This is a genomic window from Streptomyces sp. NPDC127129, from assembly GCF_042671585.1.
GTDB lineage: Bacteria > Actinomycetota > Actinomycetes > Streptomycetales > Streptomycetaceae > Streptomyces.
Genome location: NZ_JBHXTV010000004.1, coordinates 22,554 through 46,605, shown reverse-complemented (window position 1 = coordinate 46,605; position 24,052 = coordinate 22,554). Strand labels below are relative to the sequence as shown.

The 24,052-nt window shown below is 70.7% G+C and carries 21 protein-coding genes; 9 read left to right on the top strand and 12 right to left on the bottom strand.

Features of this window, described 5'->3' with window-relative positions; all coding sequences use genetic code 11:
• Position 1: 1 nt before the first annotated feature.
• Complete coding sequence (locus ACFVGW_RS08645) at positions 2-1,537, bottom strand: fused MFS/spermidine synthase (RefSeq protein WP_385851351.1); 1,536 nt, start codon at positions 1,535-1,537, stop codon at positions 2-4.
• Between the two features lie 285 nt (positions 1,538-1,822).
• A complete protein-coding gene (locus ACFVGW_RS08640) occupies positions 1,823-2,920 on the bottom strand; it encodes a methyltransferase domain-containing protein (RefSeq protein ID WP_385851712.1) in 1,098 nt (365 codons plus the stop codon).
• 83 nt (positions 2,921-3,003) lie between these two features.
• On the opposite strand from ACFVGW_RS08640, the gene ACFVGW_RS08635 reads away from it, so the two are divergent.
• The 4 genes from ACFVGW_RS08635 (at position 3,004) to ACFVGW_RS08620 (ending at position 7,946) form a co-directional block, all read left to right on the top strand.
• On the top strand, positions 3,004-3,732 hold the full coding sequence (locus tag ACFVGW_RS08635) for a ribonuclease H (protein ID WP_385851350.1): 729 nt from the start codon (positions 3,004-3,006) through the stop codon (positions 3,730-3,732).
• 73 nt (positions 3,733-3,805) lie between these two features.
• Positions 3,806-4,846: a vWA domain-containing protein gene (locus ACFVGW_RS08630; protein ID WP_352192329.1), complete on the top strand. Its 1,041-nt coding sequence runs from the start codon at positions 3,806-3,808 to the stop codon at positions 4,844-4,846.
• Positions 4,847-4,983: 137 nt separating this feature from the next.
• Positions 4,984-5,892: an allantoinase PuuE gene (gene puuE / locus ACFVGW_RS08625; RefSeq protein ID WP_385851349.1), complete on the top strand. Its 909-nt coding sequence runs from the start codon at positions 4,984-4,986 to the stop codon at positions 5,890-5,892.
• A gap of 290 nt (positions 5,893-6,182) precedes the next feature.
• Complete coding sequence (locus ACFVGW_RS08620) at positions 6,183-7,946, top strand: lysyl oxidase family protein (protein ID WP_385851348.1); 1,764 nt, start codon at positions 6,183-6,185, stop codon at positions 7,944-7,946.
• Positions 7,947-8,047: 101 nt separating this feature from the next.
• Here the strand turns inward: ACFVGW_RS08620 and ACFVGW_RS08615 are convergent, their stop codons facing one another.
• Positions 8,048-9,133: an S-(hydroxymethyl)mycothiol dehydrogenase gene (locus ACFVGW_RS08615; protein ID WP_383221567.1), complete on the bottom strand. Its 1,086-nt coding sequence runs from the start codon at positions 9,131-9,133 to the stop codon at positions 8,048-8,050.
• A gap of 205 nt (positions 9,134-9,338) precedes the next feature.
• Between ACFVGW_RS08615 and ACFVGW_RS08610 the strand changes: the two genes are divergently transcribed.
• From ACFVGW_RS08610 to ACFVGW_RS08600, 3 genes are all read left to right on the top strand, one after another.
• The gene (locus tag ACFVGW_RS08610; protein WP_385851347.1) at positions 9,339-9,572 is read left to right on the top strand and encodes a hypothetical protein; all 234 of its coding nucleotides are present in this window, start codon (positions 9,339-9,341) and stop codon (positions 9,570-9,572) included.
• Between the two features lie 27 nt (positions 9,573-9,599).
• Positions 9,600-10,022, top strand: coding sequence for an acyl-CoA thioesterase (locus tag ACFVGW_RS08605; protein WP_383221570.1), 423 nt, complete (start codon positions 9,600-9,602; stop codon positions 10,020-10,022).
• Between the two features lie 164 nt (positions 10,023-10,186).
• On the top strand, positions 10,187-11,803 hold the full coding sequence (locus ACFVGW_RS08600; protein WP_385851346.1) for an MFS transporter: 1,617 nt from the start codon (positions 10,187-10,189) through the stop codon (positions 11,801-11,803).
• Positions 11,804-11,884: 81 nt separating this feature from the next.
• On the opposite strand, the gene ACFVGW_RS08595 is transcribed toward ACFVGW_RS08600, so the two are convergent.
• The 5 genes from ACFVGW_RS08595 to ACFVGW_RS08575 form a co-directional block, all read right to left on the bottom strand.
• Entirely contained in the window at positions 11,885-12,778 is an 894-nt protein-coding gene (locus ACFVGW_RS08595; protein ID WP_385851345.1) for a geranyl diphosphate 2-C-methyltransferase, read from the bottom strand.
• Between the two features lie 17 nt (positions 12,779-12,795).
• The gene (locus ACFVGW_RS08590; protein WP_385851344.1) at positions 12,796-14,175 is read right to left on the bottom strand and encodes a family 2 encapsulin nanocompartment cargo protein terpene cyclase; all 1,380 of its coding nucleotides are present in this window, start codon (positions 14,173-14,175) and stop codon (positions 12,796-12,798) included.
• 253 nt (positions 14,176-14,428) lie between these two features.
• Positions 14,429-15,841: a family 2B encapsulin nanocompartment shell protein gene (locus ACFVGW_RS08585; protein ID WP_385851343.1), complete on the bottom strand. Its 1,413-nt coding sequence runs from the start codon at positions 15,839-15,841 to the stop codon at positions 14,429-14,431.
• A gap of 646 nt (positions 15,842-16,487) precedes the next feature.
• A complete protein-coding gene (locus ACFVGW_RS08580) occupies positions 16,488-16,922 on the bottom strand; it encodes a VOC family protein (RefSeq protein WP_385851342.1) in 435 nt (144 codons plus the stop codon).
• Between the two features lie 125 nt (positions 16,923-17,047).
• Positions 17,048-18,871, bottom strand: a complete 1,824-nt coding sequence (locus ACFVGW_RS08575) for a CAP domain-containing protein (protein ID WP_385851341.1) — start codon at positions 18,869-18,871, stop codon at positions 17,048-17,050.
• Positions 18,872-19,183: 312 nt separating this feature from the next.
• On the opposite strand from ACFVGW_RS08575, the gene ACFVGW_RS08570 reads away from it, so the two are divergent.
• Both ACFVGW_RS08570 and ACFVGW_RS08565 read left to right on the top strand, forming a co-directional pair.
• Positions 19,184-19,879, top strand: a complete 696-nt coding sequence (locus ACFVGW_RS08570; RefSeq protein WP_385851340.1) for an MOSC domain-containing protein — start codon at positions 19,184-19,186, stop codon at positions 19,877-19,879.
• A gap of 136 nt (positions 19,880-20,015) precedes the next feature.
• Positions 20,016-20,543 (top strand): NUDIX hydrolase family protein, encoded by a 528-nt coding sequence (locus ACFVGW_RS08565; protein ID WP_383221858.1) that lies wholly within the window; start codon positions 20,016-20,018, stop codon positions 20,541-20,543.
• An 80-nt stretch (positions 20,544-20,623) separates the two neighbouring features.
• On the opposite strand, the gene ACFVGW_RS08560 is transcribed toward ACFVGW_RS08565, so the two are convergent.
• The 4 genes from ACFVGW_RS08560 to ACFVGW_RS08545 form a co-directional block, all read right to left on the bottom strand.
• Positions 20,624-21,709, bottom strand: coding sequence for a S1 family peptidase (locus ACFVGW_RS08560; protein ID WP_385851339.1), 1,086 nt, complete (start codon positions 21,707-21,709; stop codon positions 20,624-20,626).
• Positions 21,710-21,922: 213 nt separating this feature from the next.
• The gene (locus tag ACFVGW_RS08555) at positions 21,923-22,291 is read right to left on the bottom strand and encodes a hypothetical protein (RefSeq protein WP_385851338.1); all 369 of its coding nucleotides are present in this window, start codon (positions 22,289-22,291) and stop codon (positions 21,923-21,925) included.
• 166 nt (positions 22,292-22,457) lie between these two features.
• A complete protein-coding gene (locus tag ACFVGW_RS08550) occupies positions 22,458-23,033 on the bottom strand; it encodes a hypothetical protein (RefSeq protein WP_385851337.1) in 576 nt (191 codons plus the stop codon).
• 164 nt (positions 23,034-23,197) lie between these two features.
• Positions 23,198-24,001, bottom strand: a complete 804-nt coding sequence (locus tag ACFVGW_RS08545) for an SGNH/GDSL hydrolase family protein (RefSeq protein ID WP_385851336.1) — start codon at positions 23,999-24,001, stop codon at positions 23,198-23,200.
• Positions 24,002-24,052: the final 51 nt, after the last annotated feature.

Genomic DNA, 24,052 nt, shown 5'->3' with positions numbered 1-24,052 from the left:
GTCACCGGGTGCTCCGTGGGCTGTACGGCTGGAGGAGCTGGTCGACGGGTGCGTAGTCGTCGGTGAGCCGTCGGGCGTCGCCGATCCAGGAGGTGAGGTCGGCGCCGGTGGCGATCTTCCAGCCGGTCCCCCGGGCGTCCAGCGCTTCCTGGGTCGCGCGGAGGTCGACCGGTCGGTCGGAGGCGAGCACCACGAAATTGCCGCCCTTGGAGGTGGCGGTCGGGTCGAGGCCGATGTGGGCGGGTTCGCCGAGGAGGGCGACGTGCTCGAAGACCGCGCCGAGGGTGGCCACTTCGGCGCGGGCGAAGGCGAGGTTTCCGTGATCGATGAGGTTGGCCACGTACAGGCCGTCGTCGTCGAGCACTCGCCGCACGTCGGCCATCGCCTCCACGGTGGTGAGGTGCCACGGGACGCTGACGCCCCCGAAGGCGTCGCCGACGACGAGGTCGTGGCCGGCATCGTCCAGCCGCCGCAGGCCGAGCCTGCCGTCCTCGACGCGTACGTCGATGCCGCTCCGCGGGCTCAGACCCAGCCGGCTGTGGTCGATGTGCACGACCCCGCTGTCGATCTCGGACACGAGGCTGCGCGTTCCGGGCCGAGTCGCGGCGAGGTAGCGGGGAAAGGTGAGCCCGCCTCCGCCCACGTGGTGGGCGGAGAGTGGCTCACCCGCGGGAAAGGCCGAGTCGACCACCGCGGCGATGGCGCGCACGTACTCGAACTCCAGGTATGTCGGGTCGTCGGTGTCGACGTAGGAGTGCCGCACGCCGTCCAGGACGAGCGTGCGGCCGGTGCCCCGGTCGGGGTCGGCGACGACCCGTGCGCAGTGGTACCGGGTCTCCGTGTCACAGGCACCGGGCGCGACCGTGGTGGCGAGGCCGGCGCCCACGACCACGAGCGTCAGGGTCGCGGTGCCGCGCCACTTGCGCGTGCGCAGCTCGACCAGCGCCGAGCCGGCGACCAGCAGCGTTCCCAGGCCGATCAGGATGGCACTGACCGGCAACCGTGAGATGAGGACGAAGCCGGTGAGGATCGTGCCGACGATGGCGCCGAAGGTGCCGACACCGGAGAGCCGGCCGACGACCGTGCCGGTCTCGGCGAGGCTGGTCAGACGCAGCTTGGTCACGATCGGCGTCACCGCGGCGAGCAGCGCGCCGGGCAGGAGGATGGTCAGCGACGCGATCAGCAGGAGCAGCTCCGGCGCCCATTCCGCCGTGCTGCGCAGTACGACGGGGGTGAGTGCGACGACCGCTCCCGACAGGCCGAGCGCGGGGCCGATCAACCGGCTCGGATCGACCTGGTCGGCGATGCGCCCGCCCAGCCAGGAGCCGGCGGCGATCGCGGTGAGGGCGATGCCGATCACCAACGTGCTGGTCTCGAGGGTGAGGCCGAGATAGGGAGCCAGCAGCCGCAGAGCGACGATCTCCACCACCAGGACCGCGGCCGACGACCCGAACACGAGCAGCGTGGCGGTCCACGTGCCCAGGCTGTGGGGGCGAGGCGTGTCGTCGACGACAGGCTTGGAGGACAGTCCGGTCACGGGAGACTTCCTTGCTTACGGCTCATCGGGAGCATGACGGGATTCCCGTCCCTCGGCTCCCGGAACGACAGGTCTGACGGAACGACTGATCCCGGAGCGGCGACCGGGACGGCCGACGAGGCGGACAGCCCGGTCGCCGGCCGCCCCTTCGTCGTGCACAACGGAACCATGATCCCGAAGCAGGCGCCGAGGATTTCCGGAACTCGGTGACTTCACTCTCCCGTGGCAGGGAGGCATTGCCGCAGCCGAGAGCCTTGGCCTGGCTCGGCGAGCCGCCCCCGGTGTTCAGGCCACGAGCAGGCGGAGACCGAGGTCTGCCGCGTCGAGGTCGGCGAGGGCGCGGTTGCGTTCGGCCCAGCGTCCGGAACCGAGATCGTCGCCGAGGCTCCGTACCGCCCGCTGCTCTGCCTCCGGGCCGACCTTCGTCCATACCGACATCGCACGGCGTACGTGATCCTCCAGGTACGCCCCCGGCCGGCGCCAGTACGCCTCGAACAGGCCGTCGGCGCAGTTCCAGGGGACGGGCACCGGCTCGGCGCGGGCGCCGATCGCGTCGGCCATGCCCGTGAGTGACGGGAAGTCCGCGAGGACGGCGACGAATTCGGGCAGGTAGTCGCGGGTGAGCCAGAAACGGTCCTGCCAGCCGGTCTCGTCCGTGTCGAAGGTGAGCACCACGACGCGGCGGGCCACGCGCCGCATCTCGCGCAGCCCCGCGATCGGGTCACCCCAGTGGTGAACGGTGGAGACGGCCATCGCGACGTCGAAGGAGGCGTCCTCGAACGGCAGCCTCTCCGCGGATGCCGCCACGCACGGCGCCGAGCCTGCAGGCCGCTGCGCCCGCATGACCGCCGATGGCTCCACCGCGGTCACATCGCGGTCGACGGGCTCGTAGGAGCCGGTGCCGGCCCCGACGTTCAGGACCGTCCGCGCGTCCCCGAGCGCGTCCCAGATCTGTGCGGCGATCCGGGGTTCGGTGCGTCGTGTCGCCGTGTAGGCGCCGCCGATCTCGTCGTACAACCGTGCACCCAGCATCTGCAGTTGCTCCTCCGGTGTCACCTTCAGCCCCTTCGCCCGTGCCTCAAGTTCCCTGTCGACGGCCGCCACCATCGCCTCGGCGCGATCCCGCCGTTCCAGCAGCAGGCCGCGCAGCCGCCGCAGGTGCGCGACCGCGTCGGTGGACGGGTCGCCGACCAGTTCCGCGACCTCCCGCAGCCCGAAGCCCAACCGGCGATAGGCCAGCACCTCCCGCAGCCGCTCCACGTCGGATGCCGCGTAGGCCCGGTACCCCGCCACGGTCCGCGCCGACGGGCGAACGAGCCCGATCTGGTCGTAGTGATGCAACGTGCGGACGCTCACCCCGGCCAGCTCGGCCACGCGCCCCACGGTCCAGTAGTCCTCCACGGGACCGACTATGGAGCCTGACGCCGCGTGAGGCTCAAGGCGGGGAGGCATGTCAGGATCGGGGGATGACGGAAACGAAGATCATCGCGGCGTGTGACGGTGCGTCGAAGGGCAATCCGGGGCCTGCGGCCTGGGCGTGGGTCGTCGCGGGGGCGGACGGTGAGGTCGGACGCTGGGAGGCGGGCCCGCTGGGCAGGGCCACCAACAACGTGGCCGAGCTGACCGCCTTGCTCAAGCTCCTGGAGCACCTGGACCCGGGGGTGCCCGCGGAGGTGCGGATGGACTCGCAGTACGCGATGAAGGCGGTCACGACCTGGCTGCCGGGGTGGCGCCGCAAGGGCTGGAAGACGTCGGCCGGTACCCCGGTCGCGAACAAGGACCTCGTGGTCCGGATCGACGAGCTGCTCGCCGGCCGGCACGTCGACTTCGTGTACACCCCCGCGCACCAGGTGGACGGGGATCGTCTCAACGACGCCGCGGACCGCGCGGCGAGCCACTCCGCCCGTACCCAGCAGCCTGTCGGCTCGGCCGCGGGGTCGCCTCTGCCTCCGTCGGAGGCCGCTCCGGCGGGCGGGGTGAAGCGCGGCGGGCCGACGGCTCGCAGGCGCACGGCAGGCTCCTCGGGCGAGCGGTCCTCGGGTGCGGGGCCTTCGGGCGAGCGGTCCTCGGGCGGGTCGGTGAAGGCCAGGTTCCCCGGCCGGTGCCGCTGCGGGACGCCGTACGCCAAGGGCGAGACGATCGCCAAGAACCCCGACGGCTGGGGCCACACCGGCTGCGTCACCGCGGCGGGCTGATCTCAAGATCGATTGTCAGTGGCGGGTGAGACGGTGGAGCCATCGATTCGGAGAGAACGAGGGGGAGCCCGTCATGTCCGGAAGCCAGAACTACATCAACCACGTCGCCCTGGTGCTGGATGCCAGTTCGTCCATGTCGCACCTGCGCAGCAAGGTCGTCGAGGTCGCCGACCAGCAGATCGCCTATCTCGCCCGCCGGTCGAGGGAGCTGGAGCAGGAGACGCGTGTCACGGTGTACGTCTTCGCCGACAAGGTGGAGTGCGTCATCTACGACAAGGACGTGCTGCGGATGCCGTCCCTGAAGCAGCTGTACCGGGTCGGGGGGATGACGGCTCTGCTGGCGGCCGCTCTGAAGTCGCAGCGGGAGCTGGCGCAGACGGCTCAGCTGTACGGCGACCACAGCTTCCTGACGTTCGTGCTCACCGACGGACAGGAGAACGCGAGCCATCGCTGCCCCGACACCCCGTCCAAGAGCCCGCGCGAGCTGGTGGACGCCGTGGCCGAGATGATCAGGGCGCAGGAGGACAACTGGACGCTGGCCGTCCTTGTGCCGGACCAGATGGGCAAGCGCGAGGCGATGCAGGGCGGCTTCCCGAAGGACAACATCGCGATCTGGGACGCCACGAGCACGCAGGGGTTGGAGGAGGCCGGCCAGGTCATCCAGCAGGCCACGGAGAAGTTCATGGTGGGCCGGGCTCAGGGCATCCGGGGCTCGCGCGCGGTGTTCTCCACGGGCGCGGAGGCCGTGAACAAGGAGACGGTCAAGGCGGCCGGTCTCGTCCCGGTGGATCCGTCCGGGTACCAGCTGATCCCGGTGGCTCGTGACGCGGGGATACGGGACTGGGTCGTCGAATGCGGGCACACGTACCGCACCGGTGGGGCGTTCTACCAGCTGAGCAAGTCGGAGAAGGTCCAGGCGCAGAAGAAGATCGCGGTGCTGGAGAAGAAGACGGACCGGGTGTACACCGGGCCCGAGGCGCGAGCCCTGCTCGGGCTGCCGGATGTCGAGGTTCGCGTCAGGCCGGACCACAACGACGACTTCACGATCTTCGTGCAGAGCACCAGCGTCAACCGGAAGCTCGTGGCGAACACGAGGCTTCTGCTCATGCTCTGAGCCGATGTCAGCCTGCGGAGGTCTTCCCTCTGACCGCGCGTGGCCCGACCGCGCGTCGGCCTCCACCGCGCGTGGCAGCGACGGGCGCGGGGCGCGTCGCGGTGTCGGCCCGGCGGGGCGGCGGTAGCGTGCCGCCCGTGTCCGAGCATCCGCGTGACCTCGTCGGCTACGGCGCCGAGCCGCCACACGCATCCTGGCCCGGCGGCGCCCGCGTGGCCGTCAGCCTCGTCCTCAACTACGAGGAGGGCGGCGAGCAGAACGTTCTCGACGGCGACGCCGCCTCCGAGGGGTTCCTGCACGAGATCGTCGGCGCGCCGCCGGTGGTCGGGGGGCGCGAGCTGAATGTCGAGTCCATGTTCGCCTACGGCTCGCGTGCCGGTTTCTGGCGCATCCACCGGACGCTCGCGGCGCACGGTGCCCCGCTGACGGTCTACGCGGTGGCTCAGGCGCTGGCGCGCAACCCCGATGCGGCGCGAGCCATGGCCGGCGCGGGCTGGGAGGTGGCGAGCCACGGCTGGCGCTGGATCGACTACCGGCATGTGCCCGAGGACGTCGAGCGGGCCGACATCGCGCGTTCGGTCGCCACGATCGAGCGGCTCGTGGGGCGCCGTCCCGTCGGCTGGTACACGGGCCGGACGAGCCCGCACACACGGCGTCTCGTCGCCGAGGAAGGCGGCTTTCTCTACGACAGCGACGACTACGCGGACGACCTGCCGTTCTACGTCGAGGCGGCCGGACGACCGCATCTGGTCCTCCCGTACAGCCTGGACGCGAACGACTTCAAGTTCCTTCTCGTCCACGGGTTCACGACCGCCGACGACATACTGGCGTACCTGATCGACACGTACGACACGTTGCACGCCGAGGGCGCCGACCGGCCGCGCATGATGAGTGTCGGCCTGCACTGCCGGATCCTCGGCCGCCCCGGGCGCATCCGTGCGCTCGACGGCTTCCTGCGGCACGTGGCGCGGCGGGGCGGAGCGTGGGTCGCCACGCGCGAGCAGATCGCACGTCACTGGCTCGCCACGCATCCGCCGCGGCGCTGAGGCACGGGCGCCCCTGTCGCGTCGCCCGGACCGTTCCCGGGGGTTCCCACTCTCAACTGCCCTGCGGACGTACGGAAGTTACCGTGCCTCCCCTCCGCCACTGCGGACGATGACAGTCTGTTTTCTCCGTAACGGCACTATCCGGCCAATGTCGCGGCGATTTCTTCCCGGCGGACAACCGGGCGCCCGGCTCTCTCCTCTCACCGCGCAAGGAGGCGGTCGTCCTCTGTCGTAGCCGTGAACGGCCGCCGCCCGCTTCCTTCTCACAGCACCCGGAAGACGAGGGAACGATGACCAGAACGCGTACCACCCGACTGCGGCGTCCGCTGCTCGCGGGCACCACGGCCATCGCTGTCATGGCCGTGACGGCCGGATTCGTGGCCACCACGTCGAAGTCGGCGAACGCCGCCGCGGGACCCACCCTGAGCCTCATCGCGGCGAGCAATTCGATCACGCTCACCTCCTGGAAGGAGGAGCCGGGCGTCTACCTGGATCTCGGCACCTACCTCACGGCGGAGGGGTCGCCGCTGGAGCTGAAGGTGACCCGGAAGTCCTACAAGGACCCGGTGACCATCACCCAGACCGTGTTCGAAGGCGGGAAGGCCAAGGCCAAGGCCAAGTCACTGCCGAACGGCACCGTGAAGGACTTCTCCGGCCTGCCGGGCTTCGCGGAGATCACCGTCACCGACAAGGCGGGCAAGCAGGTTCTCAGCCGTGCCGAGAGCTTCTGCCCGAACAACGCCAGTGGCCGCGTGCGGCCCGACGCGCCCGCCACCTCGAAGTATCCGGAGAGCTGCCCGACCAACCCCTTCACCCTCGGTTCGGTGTGGGGCGTCGAGAAGGGCTGGGCCGCGAACACCTACGCGGGTTCCTACACGCAGCCGGTCAAGCTGCCGGTCGGCACGTACACCGCCAAGGTCTCGGTCGCCAAGAAGTACCGTGATCTGTTCGGCATCGCGAACAAGCCCGCCACGGTGAAGGTGACCGTGGTGGAGCGCAGCTACGAGGACGGCCGGGGTGTCGCGGCTCGCACCGCGAACCCGGGTGAGCACGCCGGCCACGGCGCCTCCCACCAGGCGCCGGCCGCCGGCGCCGCGCACGCCGGCCACGGGCCGGGTCACGCGCCGACGCCCGCCCAGGCGGGCGCGGCGCTGACGAGCGGCGCGGGCCCTTCGTACAACGTGGGTCACGGCCCGCTGAAGGCCGCCCCGCCCGCTCTGCCGTGGGCGCTGAAGAAGCAGCAGGCGGCGGCGCGTGCGACGGAGGTGGGCGACACCGGGGGCCAGACGGACGGTTCGCGCAAGGCGCCCGCCCTGGGCCCGCTGTCCAAGCGGCCCACCGGCAAGCCCTCCGTCCCCGACGTACCCAAGCCCGATCTGCGGTCGCTGCCTGCCTACGGCATCACCATCAGTGACGGGTACGAGGACGTCCCCGGCAAGGACTACCTGGCCTTCAGCGCCAATGTCTGGAACGCCGGCCCGGCGCAGCTCGTGGTGGACGGGTTCCGCTCGCCCGGCAAGGCCAAGATGGACGCCTACCAGTACTTCTACGACGCCAAGGGCAAGCAGGTCGGCTACACCCCGACCGGCACCATGGAATGGGACCCCCGGCCGGGTCACGTGCACTGGCACTTCACCGACTTCGCCAGCTACCGGCTGCTGAAGGCGGACAAGAAGGAGACCGTGCGCAGCGGCAAGGAGGCCTTCTGCCTGGCCAACACCGACGCGGTCGACTACACGGTGAAGAACGCCAACTGGCACCCGTACAACACCGATCTGGCGACCGCCTGCGGTCAGGAGAACTCGATCTCCGTCCGTGAGGTCCTGGACGTCGGCTCCGGTGACACCTACACCCAGGACCTGCCGGGCCAGTCGTTCGACATCACCAGCCTGCCCAACGGCACGTACTACATCCAGGTGCTGGCCAACCCGGAGAACCGGCTGAAGGAGACCAACACCGCCAACAACAGCGCCCTGCGGAAGGTCGTGCTCGGCGGAAAGCCGGGCAAGCGGACGGTGACGGTGCCGGCGCACGATCTGGTGAACGCGAACTGACGGCACGTCCGTAGCGCACGGTCACCCGAAGGCCTCCCCATGGCTCTCTCGCCCGGGGAGGCCTTCTCACGCGACGAGGTGGGCCGCCAGGCCGTCTCCGCTCAGAGAAGCACCACGGAACGCAGTACGTCACCTTCGTGCATGCGGGCGAAGGCCTTCTCGACGTCGTCGAGCCCGATCGTCTCCGTCACGAAGGCGCCGAGGTCGATACGTCCCTGCTGGTGCAGGTCGATCAGCATCGGGAAGTCGCGCGAGGGCAGGCAGTCGCCGTACCAGGACGACTTCAGGGCGCCGCCGCGGCCGAAGACGTCGAGCAGGGGCAGTTCGAGCTTCATGTCCGGGGTGGGGACGCCGACGAGGACGACGGTCCCCGCGAGGTCGCGGGCGTAGAAGGCCTGCTCGTACGTCTCGGGGCGGCCGACCGCCTCGATGACGACGTCCGCGCCGAAGCCGCCGGTCAGCTCGCGGATCGATGCGACCGGGTCGGAGGAACGGGAGTTGACGGTGTGGGTGGCACCCATGGTCTTCGCCGTCTCGAGCTTGCGGTCGTCGATGTCGACGGCGATGATCCGGGCCGCGCCGGCCAGCCGTGCTCCGACGATCGCCGCGTCCCCGACGCCGCCGCAGCCGATGACCGCGACGGTGTCGCCGCGGCCGACGTCTCCGGTGTTCATCGCGGCGCCGATGCCCGCCATGACTCCGCAGCCGAGGAGACCCGCCACGGCCGGCGACACGGCGGGGTCGACCTTGGTGCACTGTCCGGCGGCGACCAGGGTCTTCTCCGCGAACGCGCCGATTCCCAGCGCGGGGCTGAGTTCCGTGCCGTCGGCCAGGGTCATCTTCTGCCGCGCGTTGTGGGTGTCGAAGCAGTACCAGGGGCGCCCGCGCAGGCATGCGCGGCAACGTCCGCACACCGCCCGCCAGTTCAGGACGACGAAGTCGCCGGGCGCGACGTCGGTGACGCCGTCGCCGACCGACTCGACGACGCCGGCGGCCTCATGGCCGAGGAGGAACGGGAAGTCGTCGCTGATGCCTCCCTGTTTGTAGTGCAGATCCGTGTGACAGACCCCGCAGGCCTGCACCTTGACCACTGCCTCACCCGGCCCCGGATCCGGCACCAGCACCGTCTCCACCCGTACCGGCTCGTTCCTGCCGAGGACGACCACGCCCTGAACCCGCTGTGTCATAGGGCGGATTCTTCCCCCTTCCGCTCCCGTTCATGGTGTGCCGTGCTGCCTCGTCGGCGAATTCCGTCCGACGCCGTGGTGGCCCCACCCCGGGGGCGGGGGTATCGACAGTGTCGAGGTGTACCACCGGTGTAAATGTGATGCACATGCGCACCAGATCCGTATCATCGTGGTGCAGGTACCGGCATCCGACCCGAAAGGCATCATGACCGTGAATCAGCTCCCCTCCCACCCCGACAGCGAGCGGCTCTCCGTGACGCTCTGCCCGCCCGCCGTGACGGCCGTGGCCGAACTCGCCGCGGCCGGCGGGGTCAGCAAGGCGGACGTCATCAACCGGGCGATCCTGCTCCTGGGATTCGTCGAGAGCGAGCGCGCCAAGGGCCACGACCTGGTGATCCGTGACACCGAGGGTGCGCTCGAGCGCATCCACATCCTCTGAAGACCCGAGAACACCGAGAGGCACACCGTGGCAGATCCGTTTTCCGTACCCGTCGTCGTACGCGGCTACGAGACCGACACCCAGGGCCATCTGAACCAGGCCGTCTACCTCCAGTACGCGGAACACGCCCGCTGGTCGCTGCTGCAGAAGAGTGGCATCCGGCAGGCGGACCTGCTGGAGAAGGGTGTGGGGCCGGTGGCCCTGGAGGTGACGGTGCGGTACCTGAGGGAGCTGCGTGCCGGCGACGAGGTGGAGGTCACCTGCACCTTCGTCTGGGGCGAGGGCAAGACCTTCCACATCGAGCAGACGATCCGCAAGGTGGACGGCACCGTGGCCGCCGAGGTGACCGGCGTGGGCGGACTGCTGGATCTGACGGCGCGCAAGCTGGTCGCCGATCCGCGCGCGTACTTCCGTGAGCTGGCCGCGTCCCCGGAGGAGTTCGGCCTCTGACCGGGCGCACGTGCCCCGGTCGGCCGGGGCACGTGGGACCGCGTGTTCCGGCCCGTACCGCCGTACACCCGCACGGCCGAACGGCCGGACGGCCGGACGGAGGCGGCTCTCCTCCGGCCGTGCGCCCGGATGCGTGCCGGCCGGTCCGGGGAGATCATCCGTACATGTCAGGTACTCCCCCACCCCCCGAGACGGCCCGCGAGGGCAGTGCTGGGGCACCCCGCCAGACACTCGCTCTCACGGCGATGCTGTTCGCGGTGTCCATGACGTTCATCGATCAGACCATCGTGTCGATCGCGGCGCCGAGCATCACCGACGAACTCGGTCTCTCGGCCTCCGGCATGCAGTGGGTGGTCAACGCCTATCTGCTCTCGCTCGCCGCCTTCTTCGCGCTCGGCGGACGCCTCTCCGATCTCTTCGGGCACCGCCGGATCATGCTGATCGGCACGGTCGTCTTCGTCGTCTCCTCGGTGCTGTGCGGCTGTGTCCCCTCCGGCGACTTCGCGCAGGCCTGGCTCATCGTCTTCCGCGCCACCCAGGGCCTGGGCGCGGCGCTCATGTTCCCGGCGGCGCTGGCCGTCGTCATCGCCGTCTTCCCCGTCGACCGGCGCGGGCGGGCCCTGGCCCTGTTCTTCGGCCTGTCGGGTGCCCTGACGGCGCTCGGGCCTCTCCTGGGCGGCTGGCTGACGCAATGGACCTGGCGGGCGATCTTCTGGGTGAACGTGCCCGTCGCCGTCGTCGCGATCGTCCTCACCGTGCTGGCCCGGATCCCGGAGAAGCGCCGGGCCGAACAGCTCGACGCCGTCGGTGCCGTACTGGTGGCGGCCGGCATGGGTCTGAGCGTGCTGGGCTTCCAGCAGGCCGCTGCCTGGGGCTGGAGCAGCGTGGCGACCTGGGCGTGCATCGTCGGCGGCCTGGCGATCCTCGCGGTCTTCTACGGCTACGAGCGGCGTGTCACGCACCCGCTGATCAACTTCGACGTCTTCCGGGACCGGGCCTTCACCGTCGACAGCCTCGTGCTGTTCTTCGCCATGCTCGCGTTCGTGCCGGTGTTCTTCTTCGCCTCCGTGTACGCGCAGGTGTCGCTGAGCGCCTCGCCGAACCAGGCCGCGCTCTTCCTGCTGTACTTCTTCATCGGCTTCGGCATCGCGTCGCAGTGGGGCGGCAAGATCCTGGACAAGCGCGGCGCCCGGCCGGCGATGAAGATCGGCTGTGCGCTCGGCGCCGTCGGCTTCTATCTCTGGGCGGAGAAGCTGACCGACCTGTCGATGCACGACCAGTGGCCGTACGCCGCCATGGCCGGTGCCGGCATCGGGTTCCTCCTCGCCCCCGCGTCCACCGACGCCGTCAACCGCTCCATCGACGCCTCGTACGGCGAGGTCACCGGGATCACCCAGACCGTCCGCAACTACGCGGCCGCGATCGGCATGGCCGTCTTCGGTACCGTCCTGACGCACGTCACGACGGACCGGATCACCACGACGCTGGAGCAGCGCGGTCTGCCACCGGCCGAGGCGGAATCCACGGCCGGTCACGTCGCGGAGGCGGTCACCGGGCACCCGGACGAGCAGGGGCCGTCCGGCGACGGGCCGGTCGCCCAGGCGCTCCGGCAGGCGGGCGACGCGATCCGCCTGGACTTCGCCGAGGCGAACCAGTGGGTCTTCTACGGGATGGCGATCGCGCTGGCCGTCGCGTTCGTGTGCGCGCTGGCCCACCCGGGAACCCAGGTGACGGCGGAGGGCAAGGCTTCCCCGGTCGGGGAATCCGCGTCGCGGAACTGAGCGGCCGGTGCCCGCACCGCCGCGCGCCGAAGGGGCCGGGTCCGCGTCGGCGGCGGGCCCGGCCCCTCGGTGGCGGTGGTGTCAGACGCGGTCGGCGGCGATGAGGACGTACTGGAACGAGCCGTCCTTGTACGAGTTGATGAACGCCTCCTCGATGCCGGTGACCAGCGACGACGTGGCACGCAGCTCCCAGTAGGGCAGCGTCTCCGGCGTCAGGTCGATCACGGCCTGCGGGACGAGACGGTTGTCGGCCATGGCGCGCAGGTACTCGCGGCGCGAGTGGATGTTGCACTCGAAGTGGGCGTTGATCTGGGAGACCCACTTCGAGGGCTGGCCGTACCGCGGGTTCCAGCAGCCGGTGATGGTGACGTAGCGGCCACCGACCTCGAGGATGCGGGAGTGCTCGGCGAACAGGTCGTGCAGGTCGACGTACATGCTCGACTCATTGTTCCACGAGCCCGCGGCCTGCCCGGTCTCGAAGGGCATGTCGAGCATGTTGCAGACACGGGCGCGGACGTGGTCGCCGATGCCGAGCTCGTGGGCGCGGTTGTTGGCGAAATCGGCCTGCTTTGCGGAGAGGGTCACGCCTTCGACCTTGCATCCGAACCGCTGGTGGGCCATGACAAGGGAGCCGCCGCGTCCGCAGCCGGCGTCCACGAGGGTGTCGTCGCCCTCGATGGCGCCGAGGTGGTCCAGAAGAATGTCGGTCTGCGCCGACTCAAGGCGGTGGAGTTCGGCGATCAGCTTCTTCTCGTACTCGCTGTCGGCCGGGTCGCCGAGGGCGGTGTGGTCGATGTCGCCGATGCCGTAGTGGTGGTGGTAGAGCCCGTCGACGTCGCCGAGGCGGAGGTTCACGGGCCGGGCCTCGTGGTCCCAGTACCGGGCGATGTCGCCCTGGTAGGGAGAGGCCGGAGAGGGGACGAAGGGAGAGCCGGCGGAGGTGGAGACGGAGGTGGTGGTGAGCTCGGTGGTCATGGATGGTTCCTTTGTATTTACCAGAAATCGGGCAGGCTGTAGCGGTAGGTGTTGGTCTGGTGCCAGTAGTGGTTGCCGTCGACCCACACGGCGACGCCGCGCAGGAAGCGCAGGACGTTCGGGGCGGGACAGGCGGCGGCCAGGGCGGCGGCTTCCGCTTCGAAGGCGTGCATGAGGTCGTTGTGGACCTCGACGGCCTTGAGGTAGGCGTCACGCTCGGAGAGGTTCTCGCGTTCGGCGATCACCACGGGCAGGTTCAGGTGCCGGCCGGGGCTGGCGAGTTCCTTGGTGTAGGAGTAGAGGTCGTTGACGATCGTGGTCGCGTTTCCGGCGAGCGCGATGACCCGCTGCATGGCGGGCTGGGCGTGCAGGTCCGCGGGGAGTTCGTAGCCGCCGACGGCGTCGGTGATGGTGGGACAGGGGCGGAAGTTGTTGAACTGGCGCATCGCCAGGTACTCCCACACCTCGGGGATGTGGTCGGTCTCGGACCACGCGGCCTCGGCGAGGTAGCCCATGTGAAGGCGGGCCATGTCGTGCCGGAACCGGTCCGCCTGGGAGGGTGTGGCCTGCCGGAGGAAGTACTCCATGGCGGAGCGGTACGCGCGCCGGGGCGCGTCCGCGTGGAGCGAGTCGGCCCAGGCCCCCTCGTACTCCTTCGTGGTGTGCACCGGGTCGAGAGCGGTGTGCGCGAGCAGCAGCCGGCCGCCGAGTCCGACGGGTGAGCCGCCGTGGTCCTCGCAGTAGCAGTCGTCGACGGCGTTCTCGGCGACCATCAGCCGTGTGGCGAGCATCAGATGGTCGATGGTGGGCGCGTCCGGGTGGCAGGCGACCATGTAGCGGCCGACGGAGAAGCCGTCGAACTGGTCCTGCCACTCCTCGGGAACCGCCTGTACCTCGTCCACCGCCCATGACTTGATCCTGCGGCTGACTTCCTCGACCCGTACGGGGTCGGGCTCGGCCACCGGGTGGAAGTAGAGGCCGGGGATGGGCGTGCCCTCCGCCGGGGCGCCGGGCGCCGGGGAGACGGCCTCCTCGCTCAGGGTCAGGTGCAGGCCTGCCGTGCCGAGGCCGCTGGGTCCGCGGAGGACGCGCGCCAGGGCGGGCTCTGCCTGACCGGCCACGGCGGCGGTCGCGGCTTCGGCCACGGCGGCGGTCGGCGCGTCGCCGGCGGGCCCGGCGACCGGTGCTGCCGCCGCTGCGGGGAGCGGCAGGGTCGGCGGGGCCGGCGGGCCGGGGAGAGCGGGCGCGGCGCCGGGCACGGGTGGGGTGTCCGCCGCGGTGGGCGCCGCGTCGGCGGAGGGAGCAGCGGCGAGGGTGGTGGCGAGGAGGTGGGCCCCGAAGTGGGCCGCGGCGGTGGGCAGGCTCGACTGCAGAGGGGAAAGCCCGGGATCGGGCATCCGTGACTCCTTGGTGAGGTGGGTGGGCTGTCCCTGGTTCCGGACGCGCACGCCAGGACCGGGTGCGGTCCGGGCCGTCGCGGCTGCCGGACGGGCGTCCAGAGGTGTGTGGTGGATCGGGCGCTCGGGAGCTTCGGCCCGGGCCCCGGCACGGCGGCGGGCCGGTCGGCGAGCGGGGGCCGCGCCGGTGCGCTCCGAACGCCGGTCTGTTCGGGCGCCCTTGCGGCGCCGGCGCGGCGCTGCGCCGCGCGCCCTAGTCGCGCCTGCGCGCGATCTGTACGTTCTCCAGCACGCCGAGCGCGTTGGGCACCAGGATGGCGGCGGAGTAGTACGTGGTGACCAGGTACGAGGTGATGGCCTGCTCGCTGATGCCCATGAAGCGGACCGAGAGGCCGGGCTCGAACTCCTCGGGCAGACCGGTCTGGTGGAGACCGATGACGCCCTGGTTGTCCTCGCCGGTTCGCATGGCGAGGATCGAGCTGGTGTTGTCCTCGTTGATGGGGATCTTGTTGCAGGGCAGGATCGGGACCCCACGCCAGGCGAGGACGCGCTCCCCGTGGAGTTCGACGGTGTCCGGGTAGAGCCCGCAGGTGTTGAGCTCGCGTCCGATCGCCGCGATCGTCCTGGGGTGGGCGAGGAAGAACTTGGTGCTGCGGCGGCGGCAGAGCAGCTCGTCGAGGTCGTCCGGGGTGGGTGGTCCCGAGTGCGTCTGGATGCGCTGCTTGAAGTCGGCGTTGGCGAGCAGGCCGAACTCGCGGTTGTTGATCAGCTCGTCCTCCTGGCGCTCGCGGAGCGCCTCGACGGTGAGCCTGAGCTGTTCCTGGGCCTGGTTCATCGGGCCGTTGAAGAGGTCGGAGACCCTGGTGTGCACCCGTAGGACGGTCTGGGCGACGGAGAGTTCGTACTCGCGGGGCTTGAGCTCGTAGTCCACGAAGGCGCCGGGGATCCGGGCTTCACCCACGTGGCCGGCGGACATCGCGATCTCGGCCTCGCCGTGCTTGTTCTGCCGCTGCCGGGGAAGCGAGCTGAACTGCTGGATGTGGGCATGGAGATGCGGCGCCGCGGCCACCACGGCGTCGAAGTCACGACGGGAGAGGCTGAGCAGCGTGCCCGCGGTGGCGGCGACGGCGGTGCTGTCCCAAGCGCCGCCGCCGTCGAGGAGCGCGTGGTCCCCGAACCGGTCGCCGTCGGCGAGGACGGCAACGGCGACCTCGTCGCCGTACTTGCCGACGGTGCTCTGGGTGACACGGCCGCGGGCGATCAGGTGGATGTGCTCGGCGGGCGTTCCGCGCTCGACGAGCACCTCACCCGCCCGGAAGTCGCGTTGGACGCACCGGCCGGCGATCGCGGTCAGCACCTCCACGTCGTCGAAGCCGCGGAGCAGGGCGAGTTCGCCGAGTTCGCGGGGGATCACGCGGACGTCGGCACCGTCCTGGACGAACTCGATGCGCCCGTCTCCGACGGTGTAGCTGAGCCGGCGGTTGACTCGGTAGGCACCGCCCTTGGTCTCCACCCAGGGGAGCATCCGCAGCAGCCAGCGAGAGGAGATCTCCTGCATCTGCGGGGCGGACTTGGTCGTGGTGGCGAGGTTACGGGCAGCCGCAGTACTCAGACTGGAGGGCCGGGGCGGCTCTGCTTGCGCTTCCGGGCTGGTCTCGACAGTCATCGGGCGAGCGCTCCTTCGCGAGGCGATGATCGGCGTCCACACACGCCAACCGGTGAAAAGAAGGAAGTCGGAGAGGAAAGGGAGAGAAGGGGAGGAAGAGGGGCGTACCGGGAATTCCTCCAGATCCCGTGGAACAATAACGCCCGGTAAGCCCCACTCGCCCAGGCAGACGGCACGGTTACCCAGATGCAGTGATCTTGCTCGGCACGGTGTTTACCCGGGGGATCGACGACATCCGGACACGGGCGAGGCATGGGCGTGGACCGCCGCCGGGCAGGAGCCGTCCGGGCCCGGATCGCTGCCGGGCGGAGGCGCGCGAGCGCATCGGGCACCCTCGGTCGGGCACGAGGGGTGGAGTACTCGGCTCGGCACCCGGCGTGGAGCGGGCGCCGCGATCCGGCCAGGGTGGAGGGCTTGCCGGGGCGGCGCCGGAGCCGCCCGTTCGCGGGTCCGTTCGAATCGTCCGGGTGTCGTAAAGGTCGTCCCGGTCGTTCAGGCCGTTCATGTCGTCGGGGTCGGTGATGCGGCCCAGCGCCCCCGGGCGGCGGCCGACGGATACGGCGTCACGTCGAAGGGGCCGTGCGCCACCCCCAGTTGGCGGCGCACGGCCCCTGCCTCTACCTCTGCCTCTGCCTCTGCCTCTGCCTCAGTCCAGGCAGAACTCGTTGCCCTCCGGGTCCTCCATCACGATGATCCCCTCGTCGATGCCGTTGGGATCGAGCCGGTACTGCCGCTTCGCGCCCAGCGCCTCCAGCCTGGCGGCCTCCTGCTCCAGCGTGGCCATCCGCTCGTCCCCGGTCTGACCGGGCGCGGCGCGCACATCCAGGTGCACGCGGTTCTTCGCCGTCTTCCCCTCGGGGACCTTCTGGAAGAACACCCGCGGCCCCCGGCCGTCCGGGTCCGTGATGGCCGACCGGTCGTTGTGGTTCTCGGGCGGCACGCCCCACGCCGTCAGGGCGGCCGTCCAGTCCGGGAAGCCCGCGGGTGGCGGCGCGAGGCGGTAGCCCAGCGCCTCCGCCCAGAACGCCGCCAGCGCACCTGGATCGGCGCAGTCGTACGTCACTTGGAATTCCTTGGCCATGCCGCCTCCGACCGCTCGAAATCTGTCACGTCCTCGCCCCGGGGCGTCTCCCGGAGCTGCCCCGCCATCCTTGCAGTGGCGTCTGACACGTGACGGCACGGGGCGACCGCCCCGGTGCCCGGCCGTCAGCCTCGGCGGGCGCCGAACACCTGGGTCCAGTAGGGGCCGCCTTCGTTGTGGACGCCGATTCCGATCTCCTTGAAGTCGCAGTTGAGGATGTTCGCGCGGTGGCCCGGGCTGTTCATCCAGGAGTTCATGACCTGCTCCGGGGTGCTCTGGCCCATGGCGATGTTCTCGCCGTAGGTCGACCAGGGGTACCCCGCGGCCGTGACGCGCTCGCCCGGTCCGTCGCCGTCGGGGTTGGTGTGGTCGAAGTAGTCGCGCGCCGCCATGTCGTCGGAGTGGCCCTGGGCCGCCCTGGTCAGGGTCGCGTTCGCCGAGAGCGGGCCGCATCCCGCCTTCGCACGCTCGGCGTTGACGAGGCTGATCACCTGGTCGGCGACCGAGTCCGAGCCGGAGCCGCCCTGCTTGCCCGCTCCTGTCCCGGTCTCCGAGCCCTTGCCGGAGCCGCCGCCGGAGCGCGTGGTCTTGGGCTTGGGCGACGCGGTGCGGGAGGCGGCCGTCTTCGTCGGTGCGGACGTGGCGGTGCGCGTCGGACGGGGCGACGCAGTGGTGGCCTTGGCGCTGGGCGATGCCGAGTTCGAGGCGGAGGCGGAGGCCGATGCCGTCGAGGGCGTCGCGGTGAGGCCGTTGGGCTCCTGCGCGAGAGGCAGGTCCGGGGCCGGGGCCGCAGCGCGGTTCGCTTCGAGGAGCTCGCCCTCTCCCCCGCGTCCTCCGCTCAGGTAGAAGGACCCGCCGGTGAGGGCCACGACGGCCATTCCCGCGGTGACGGCGACCTTGCGGCGGCTGCGTTCGCGCTCCTGACGGCGGCGCCGGCGCGCGTTCCGGGTGGCCCGCGGGCCGGGCCCGGTCCAGGCCGCGTGCGCGTCCTGCGGCACGCCGGGCGCGTACGGCTCCGTGAGATCGACGTGACCGATGAGGTGGGTCTGATCGGTCTCGTCCGCCTCGGCGGCCGGATAGTGGCTGCCCGCTCCGTCCGCACGTGGGTGCGGTGCCTCGGACGCGTACGCCGTCTGCGCGTACGGGGTCGTGGTCGGGTTCTCGGCGGCCGTAAGCCCCGTGAGCAGGTGCGTCGGCGGGGGGACCAGGGGCAGTCCGGCCAGCAGCGTCTCCACCGGCACGAGGCCGCGCCAGCGGGCGGCGCACTGCACGCAGCCGCCGGCGTGCCGGGCCAGGTGCTCGCGCCAGGGGGCGGAGGGGCGGCCGTCCCAGGTCCCCGCCTCGTACCCCAGGACGGGGCAGAGCGGGTTCGTCGCGAGCGTGCCGACGACGACCCGGGCCGCGTCGAGCCGCGCCCGCATTCCCTCCACGCGTACGGCCGTGTTCTCGACGGACCACTGGAGGGCCGCGGCGACCTCGTACCGGCTCAGCTCTCCCGCGCACTCCAGCCACCACAGCGCCAGCAGGTCGGCGTCCTCGGGCTCGATCCAGCGGGCCGCCTCCGCGGCCTCGCGCTCCTGACCGGTCAGGAACAGGTGTCCAACGGTCGCGTCCGCGAAGTCCGGGCCGGGGACGGGGAGTCCGGCGGTGTCGCCGAGGAGCTGGGTGTGCTGCATGTGCCTGCGGACGCCGTCCACGGCGATGGCGACCAGCCAGGGGCGGAAGGCGTCCAGGTCGCGAAGGCCGGCCAGGCCGTCGAGGGCCCGGAGCATCGTCTCGTGTGCGAGGGCATCGACGTCCTGGTGTCCGTTCAGGGCGCGCCCGACGATGTTGTAGACCAGGGGCAGATGGGTGGCGACCAAGTGGTCCCGTGCCCAGGCGTCGCCGTACTGCGCCGCCCTGACCAGCTCCGTATGGTGCCCCTGCTCCGTACCTATGCCCTGATTCACGCTGTCTGTCCTGCCTGTTGAAGATGTCGGCACATGGGAGATGCCGGCGCGGCCCGCGGATAACGGGAAACGGGGACGTCGTGACGTGATCCAGGTCACTCGACCTGGACGACGCGCCCGCGGGGAACTGCGCAACTCCCCCTGCATATACGGCGCAGACGCCGGGGCTGTCTCACCGCGGCCGGCTCGGCGGCCGGCCGGGCGCGTGGCGGGAAGTCGGCCATGGGTGTCCCGGGAGGTACTGGAGCTCGGGGCCGGCCGGCACGAGAATGCCGTCTGACAGCGCCGGTCCGGGACCCGAGAGAGATTCACGTGCACCTTCGAGAAGTCTGGCGATTCCCCGTCAAGTCCATGCGCGGGGAGCAGCTGAAGAGCGTCGAGCTCACCGACAACGGACTGACCGGTGACCGTCACATCCACGTGCGGGACTCCCGCGGCCTGCTGACCGCCCGGGTACGCTCCCGGCTGCTCGGCCTGTCGGCGACGGCGTCGGACGACGGCAGCGTGCTCGTCGACGGTCACGCGTGGGACGGCCCCGAGGCGGCGGCGCTGATCCGGGGCGCGGCCGGCCCCGACGCGGAGGCGGTGCACTACACCGGCCGGGAGAGGTTCGACGTCCTCAACCTGACCGTCATCACCGACGGCGCGGCGCAGGCTCTCGGCCACGACCCGCGCCGGCTCCGTTCCAACCTGGTGATCGGCGGCGTACCCGGACTCGCCGAACGCGACTGGCCGGGCCGTACGCTCCGCATCGGAGGCGCCGTCATCGGCGTCCTCAAACTGCGGTCCCGCTGCGTCATGACGACGGTCGACCCGGACACGGGCGAGCGGAACCACGACGTGCTGCGCGACATCCACCGGCTGTACGAGGGGACGTTCGCACTGGACTGCTGGGTGGCCTCGCCCGGCACCGTCACCGAGGGCGACGAGGTCACGCTGACCGACGAGGAGTGGCCGGAGCCGGTGCGCGGCGGTTGGATCGTCGGGGCGCCGTACCTGGTGCCCTGACGCCTCTCGGCGTGCGGGGCGCTCCCCCGGGTCCGCCCCGTATGTCATCCGCGCCCGCCCGCATTCCCACCCGGCTGGCAGACACGCGACCTGGGCCGAAACCCGGCCTGGAAAGTATGATCAAGCGATGTCTGACATGACCGAGACCACGCCCGGCTGGCTGACGACGGACGAGCTTGATGTCGCCAGGGCCCGGATGCCCATCCTGTACGTCGAGGCCGTGCCCGTGCGCGTGGACGACAACGGCGAAGTGACCAGCATCGGAGTGCTTCTGCGGATGGGTGCGGAGGGAACGATCAGCCGCACGCTGGTCTCCGGCCGTGTCATGCACCACGAGCGGGTCCGTGACGCGCTGCTGCGCCATCTGGAGAAGGATCTCGGTCCGGTGGCCCTGCCCCGCGTTCCCGCTTCCCTCCAGCCCTTCACGGTCGCCGAGTACTTCCCCACGGCGGGCATCACCCCGTTCCACGATCCGCGTCAGCACGCGGTGTCCCTCGCGTACATCGTGCCGGTGGCGGGCGACTGCCGCCCGCGCCAGGACGCGCTGGACCTGGTGTGGTTCAGCCCGCAGGAGGCGGCGTCGCCTGCTGTGCAGGGTGAGATGCCGGGCGGCCACGGGGTGCTGTTGAAGCAGGCCCTCGCGCATGTGGGACACGCCTACTGACGTCTGCGGGCACGCGCGACCGCGACGGCGGGCCCGCCTCCATCAGGAGGCGGGCCCGCCGCGACGGTTGATCCCGTATGTCAGCCGATCTCGGCGCCGAAGGTCGACAGCGCCTCGGTCACGGGCTGGAAGAACGTCTCCCCGCCCGAGGAGCAGTTGCCGCTGCCGCCCGAGGTGAGCCCGATCGCCGTGTCGCCGGCGAAGAGCGAGCCGCCGCTGTCACCGGGCTCGGCGCAGACCGACGTCTGGATGAGGCCCTCGACGATGTCGCCGTTGCCGTAGTTCACGGTCGCGTCGAGGCCGGTGACCTGCCCGTCGTGGACCTGGGTGGTCGAGCCGCTGCGCTGCACCTGCATGCCGACCGTGGCGTCGCCCGCCTTGGTGATGGCCTGGGCGCTCCCGTTGTAGAGGTTGACCTCGCTCGGGTGCGGGGTGTCGCCGTTGTACTTCACCAGCGCGAAGTCGTTCCCGGGGAACTGGGAGTCGACCATCGAGCCGATCGCCGCCCCGCCGGCCGAGTCGGACCACTCGCTGCCGGTCTCGCCGCAGTGTCCGGCGGTGATGAAGTGCGGCTCGCCGTCCTTCACCACGTTGAAGCCGAGGGAGCAGCGGCCCCCGCCGGAGTGGATGGCGTCGCCACCGGAGACGAAGGGCTTGAACTCGCCTGCGGTGCGCTTGAGTTCGGCCTTGCCGCCGAGGCCCTTGACGACCTTCTGCAGCGTGGCGAGCTCGGCGCCCGAGACGGTGCGGTCGGCCGTGACGACCACCTTGTTGGTGACCGGGTCCGTGGCCCAGGAGGTGCCCGGGATGGTCGCCTTCTCGGTCAGGGTCTCCCGCGCACCGGTCAGTTCGGCCAGGGTGTTCTCGACGATGCGGGGCTTGGCGCCCGCCTCGCGCACGGTCCGGGCGGCGTCCTCGGACACCACGTTGACGACGAGCGCCTTGGTCGCGGCGTCGTAGTAGGTGCCGGCCTCGGCGGTGCCGAGGTCCACCTTGAGGGAGAGGGCGAGCGTTCCGGCGGCCGGCGCGGTCAGCGTCTTGACGGAGAACTGCTCGGTGCTGTCGCTGGCGTTCGCACTCTGGAACGTGATACCGGCCACGACGAGCGCGGCGACCGCGCCACCCGCTACGACGGTCTTTCGCCTGGTTATGCGACGGTGCTTCAAAATTGACCTCCTGTGGGGGCCGTGCCCGGACGATGAGGGGTGCCCGGGTACGGAGGATGACCCGCCGCACTATTCCGACGCGTCGCAGTCGCACACAAGAGCCCATTGCAGACGCACACGCGACAACTCGCGTGCGTTCACAGGTTCTTCACGCCGCGGCCCTTCCCTGGGAGGGTTTGCCCCACTCCTACGGACGTCCGGGCGGCGCTCCTGTCACTGGTCCTTCTCCATGCCGATGGCCCGCCGGAGCTCGTCCGCCGCTTCCCGGCTCTCGCCCTCGCGCTGCTCCAGCAGCGCCGCCGCGATGGCGTCCAGCTTGGCCTGGATGGCGTGGGTGTCACGGCGTTCGGTGTTCTTCAGCAGAGTGAGCAGGAGCAGGTTGACGGCCGTCATGAGGTGCCCCGCGAAGATCAGCCACGCCAGAGGCAGGTGCGCGAAGTGCACGGCGACCATGCCGAGGACCAGGAGCACGCACAGGACGTAGAACAGCGGCGAGCTGGTGAAGTTCGACGCCCGCTCGGCGTAGGCGGCGAACCAGTCGCGCCCGTCACCGCCCCGCTCCGCGGGATGCTGAGTGCTCATACCCGCCATGGTCGCCGCTCGGTGCCCGTCGTCGTGGGACCCTGCACCGACGGGGCGCGCCGGTGGTTCCGGCCGCTCGCCCCGCCGGAGCACGCTCGCCCCGCCGGAGCACGCTGGAGCGTCCGGGCGCACCGCCCGGACGCTCCGCCACGGGATGGCCGACGGTTCAGCAGCCGCCGCAGTTGTAGAAGGTCACGTCCCAGTGGTTGCCCTCGTCGGCGTAGACGTTGCCGGCACCGGACCTCCACTGCGGAGCGCCGTCACCGCGCACTCCGATGTAGGTGAACGTGTTCTTCACGTAGTTCGTGACGCAGGTGGCCTTGGAGAAGTCCAGCTTGTAGCCGTTCCAGTGCGAGTACGTGCCGGAGGCGTGGCCGGTCTCGGTGCCGCCGGTGATGTTCAGGGCGCAGCCGCTCGCGCTCCTGAGGGTCTGGGCGCCCTGGGCGGTGGCGAGGTTGAGCTGCTCGAAGGAGGTGCAGGTGGGGTTGTTGCGGTTGGAGCAGCCGCCGGACGAGGACCAGGTGATCCCGGAACTGCGGAACATCGAGGTGGCCGTGGCGTGGCTGATCTTGGTCGCCGCGTGCGCGTCGGTCGCACCGCCGATGACGCCCACGCCGGGGGCGAGGAACGCGCCGAGCACGAGCGCGAGGGCGGTGAGGACCGCGCGGAGTGCGGTTCCCGGTGTGCGGCTTGTGACCGTGTCGGCGGCCCGAGGAGTGTTCGGGCCCTGCGGATGCTTCATGAGCTTTCCTCCTGGTGCGGATTGCGGCGGACGGAAGCGTGGAACCGGTGGATCTGTTGGACCTGCTGGACCTGCTGGACCTGCTGGACTCTGCGGTCTACCCGCGTCGACTCCTGGGCGTGAAAGACCCCGGGACACATCCTGGGAACGCCCGGGAAGAACGGTCAGACGGCGGAGCGGAACGCCGAGAGGTAGCCGCCGGACTGGCCCGCGGCCGTGGGGTGGTAGCTGTTGGAGACGGGCACCGTAAGGCTGTGCAGCCATGCGTCGCCCGAGCAGATCTCGTGGCCGGTGAACTCGTCCACGACGCTGGAGTACGAGAATCCCGCGTTGGCGGCCTGCTTCGCGAGCATGCCGTTGAGGGCGTCACCTCCCCGGTTGATCGCCGCACGCTCGGTCTCGCTCAGGCCGGCGATGCAGCTGCCGCCCAGCTGGTAGAAGCGCGGGTAGCCGAGGACCACGACGTGAGCCTGCGGGGCCCTGCCGCGGATGGCGGCGTAGAGGGACGAAAGACTCCCGGGCAGAGTGTTGTTGATCTGCGAGATCGCGGTGTTGACCGCGTTGACGCAGGTCGCCTCGCTCTGCAGGACGCAGGTCTGCATGATGTTCGCGAAGCCGACGTCGTTGCCGCCGGCGGTGACGCTGACCAGCGTGGTGGAGCTGTTGATCGGGGACAGCTGGCTGTTCTTGACCGTACTGGTGGTCGCTCCCGAACAAGCGGTGAAGGAGAACGAGGCCGGTGCGTTGGCCGCCGCCCACAGGGACGGATAGGCCTTGCTGCTGCGCTGGCAGCTGCCGCTGTCGGACAGGTAGCTGCCGGCACCCACTCCCGAGGAGTAGGAGTCGCCGACGGCGACGTAGCGCTCCCCTGCCGCCGTGGCGGCGGAGGCGGGCTGGGCGAGGCCCAGGGTGGTGGCGGCGATGGCGAGGAGTGCGGGCAGAACCCATCTCAGCTTGGATGCGTACATGACAAACAGCTCCATAGGATGGTGTGGGGGCAGGAGTTGTTGAAGCGTCAC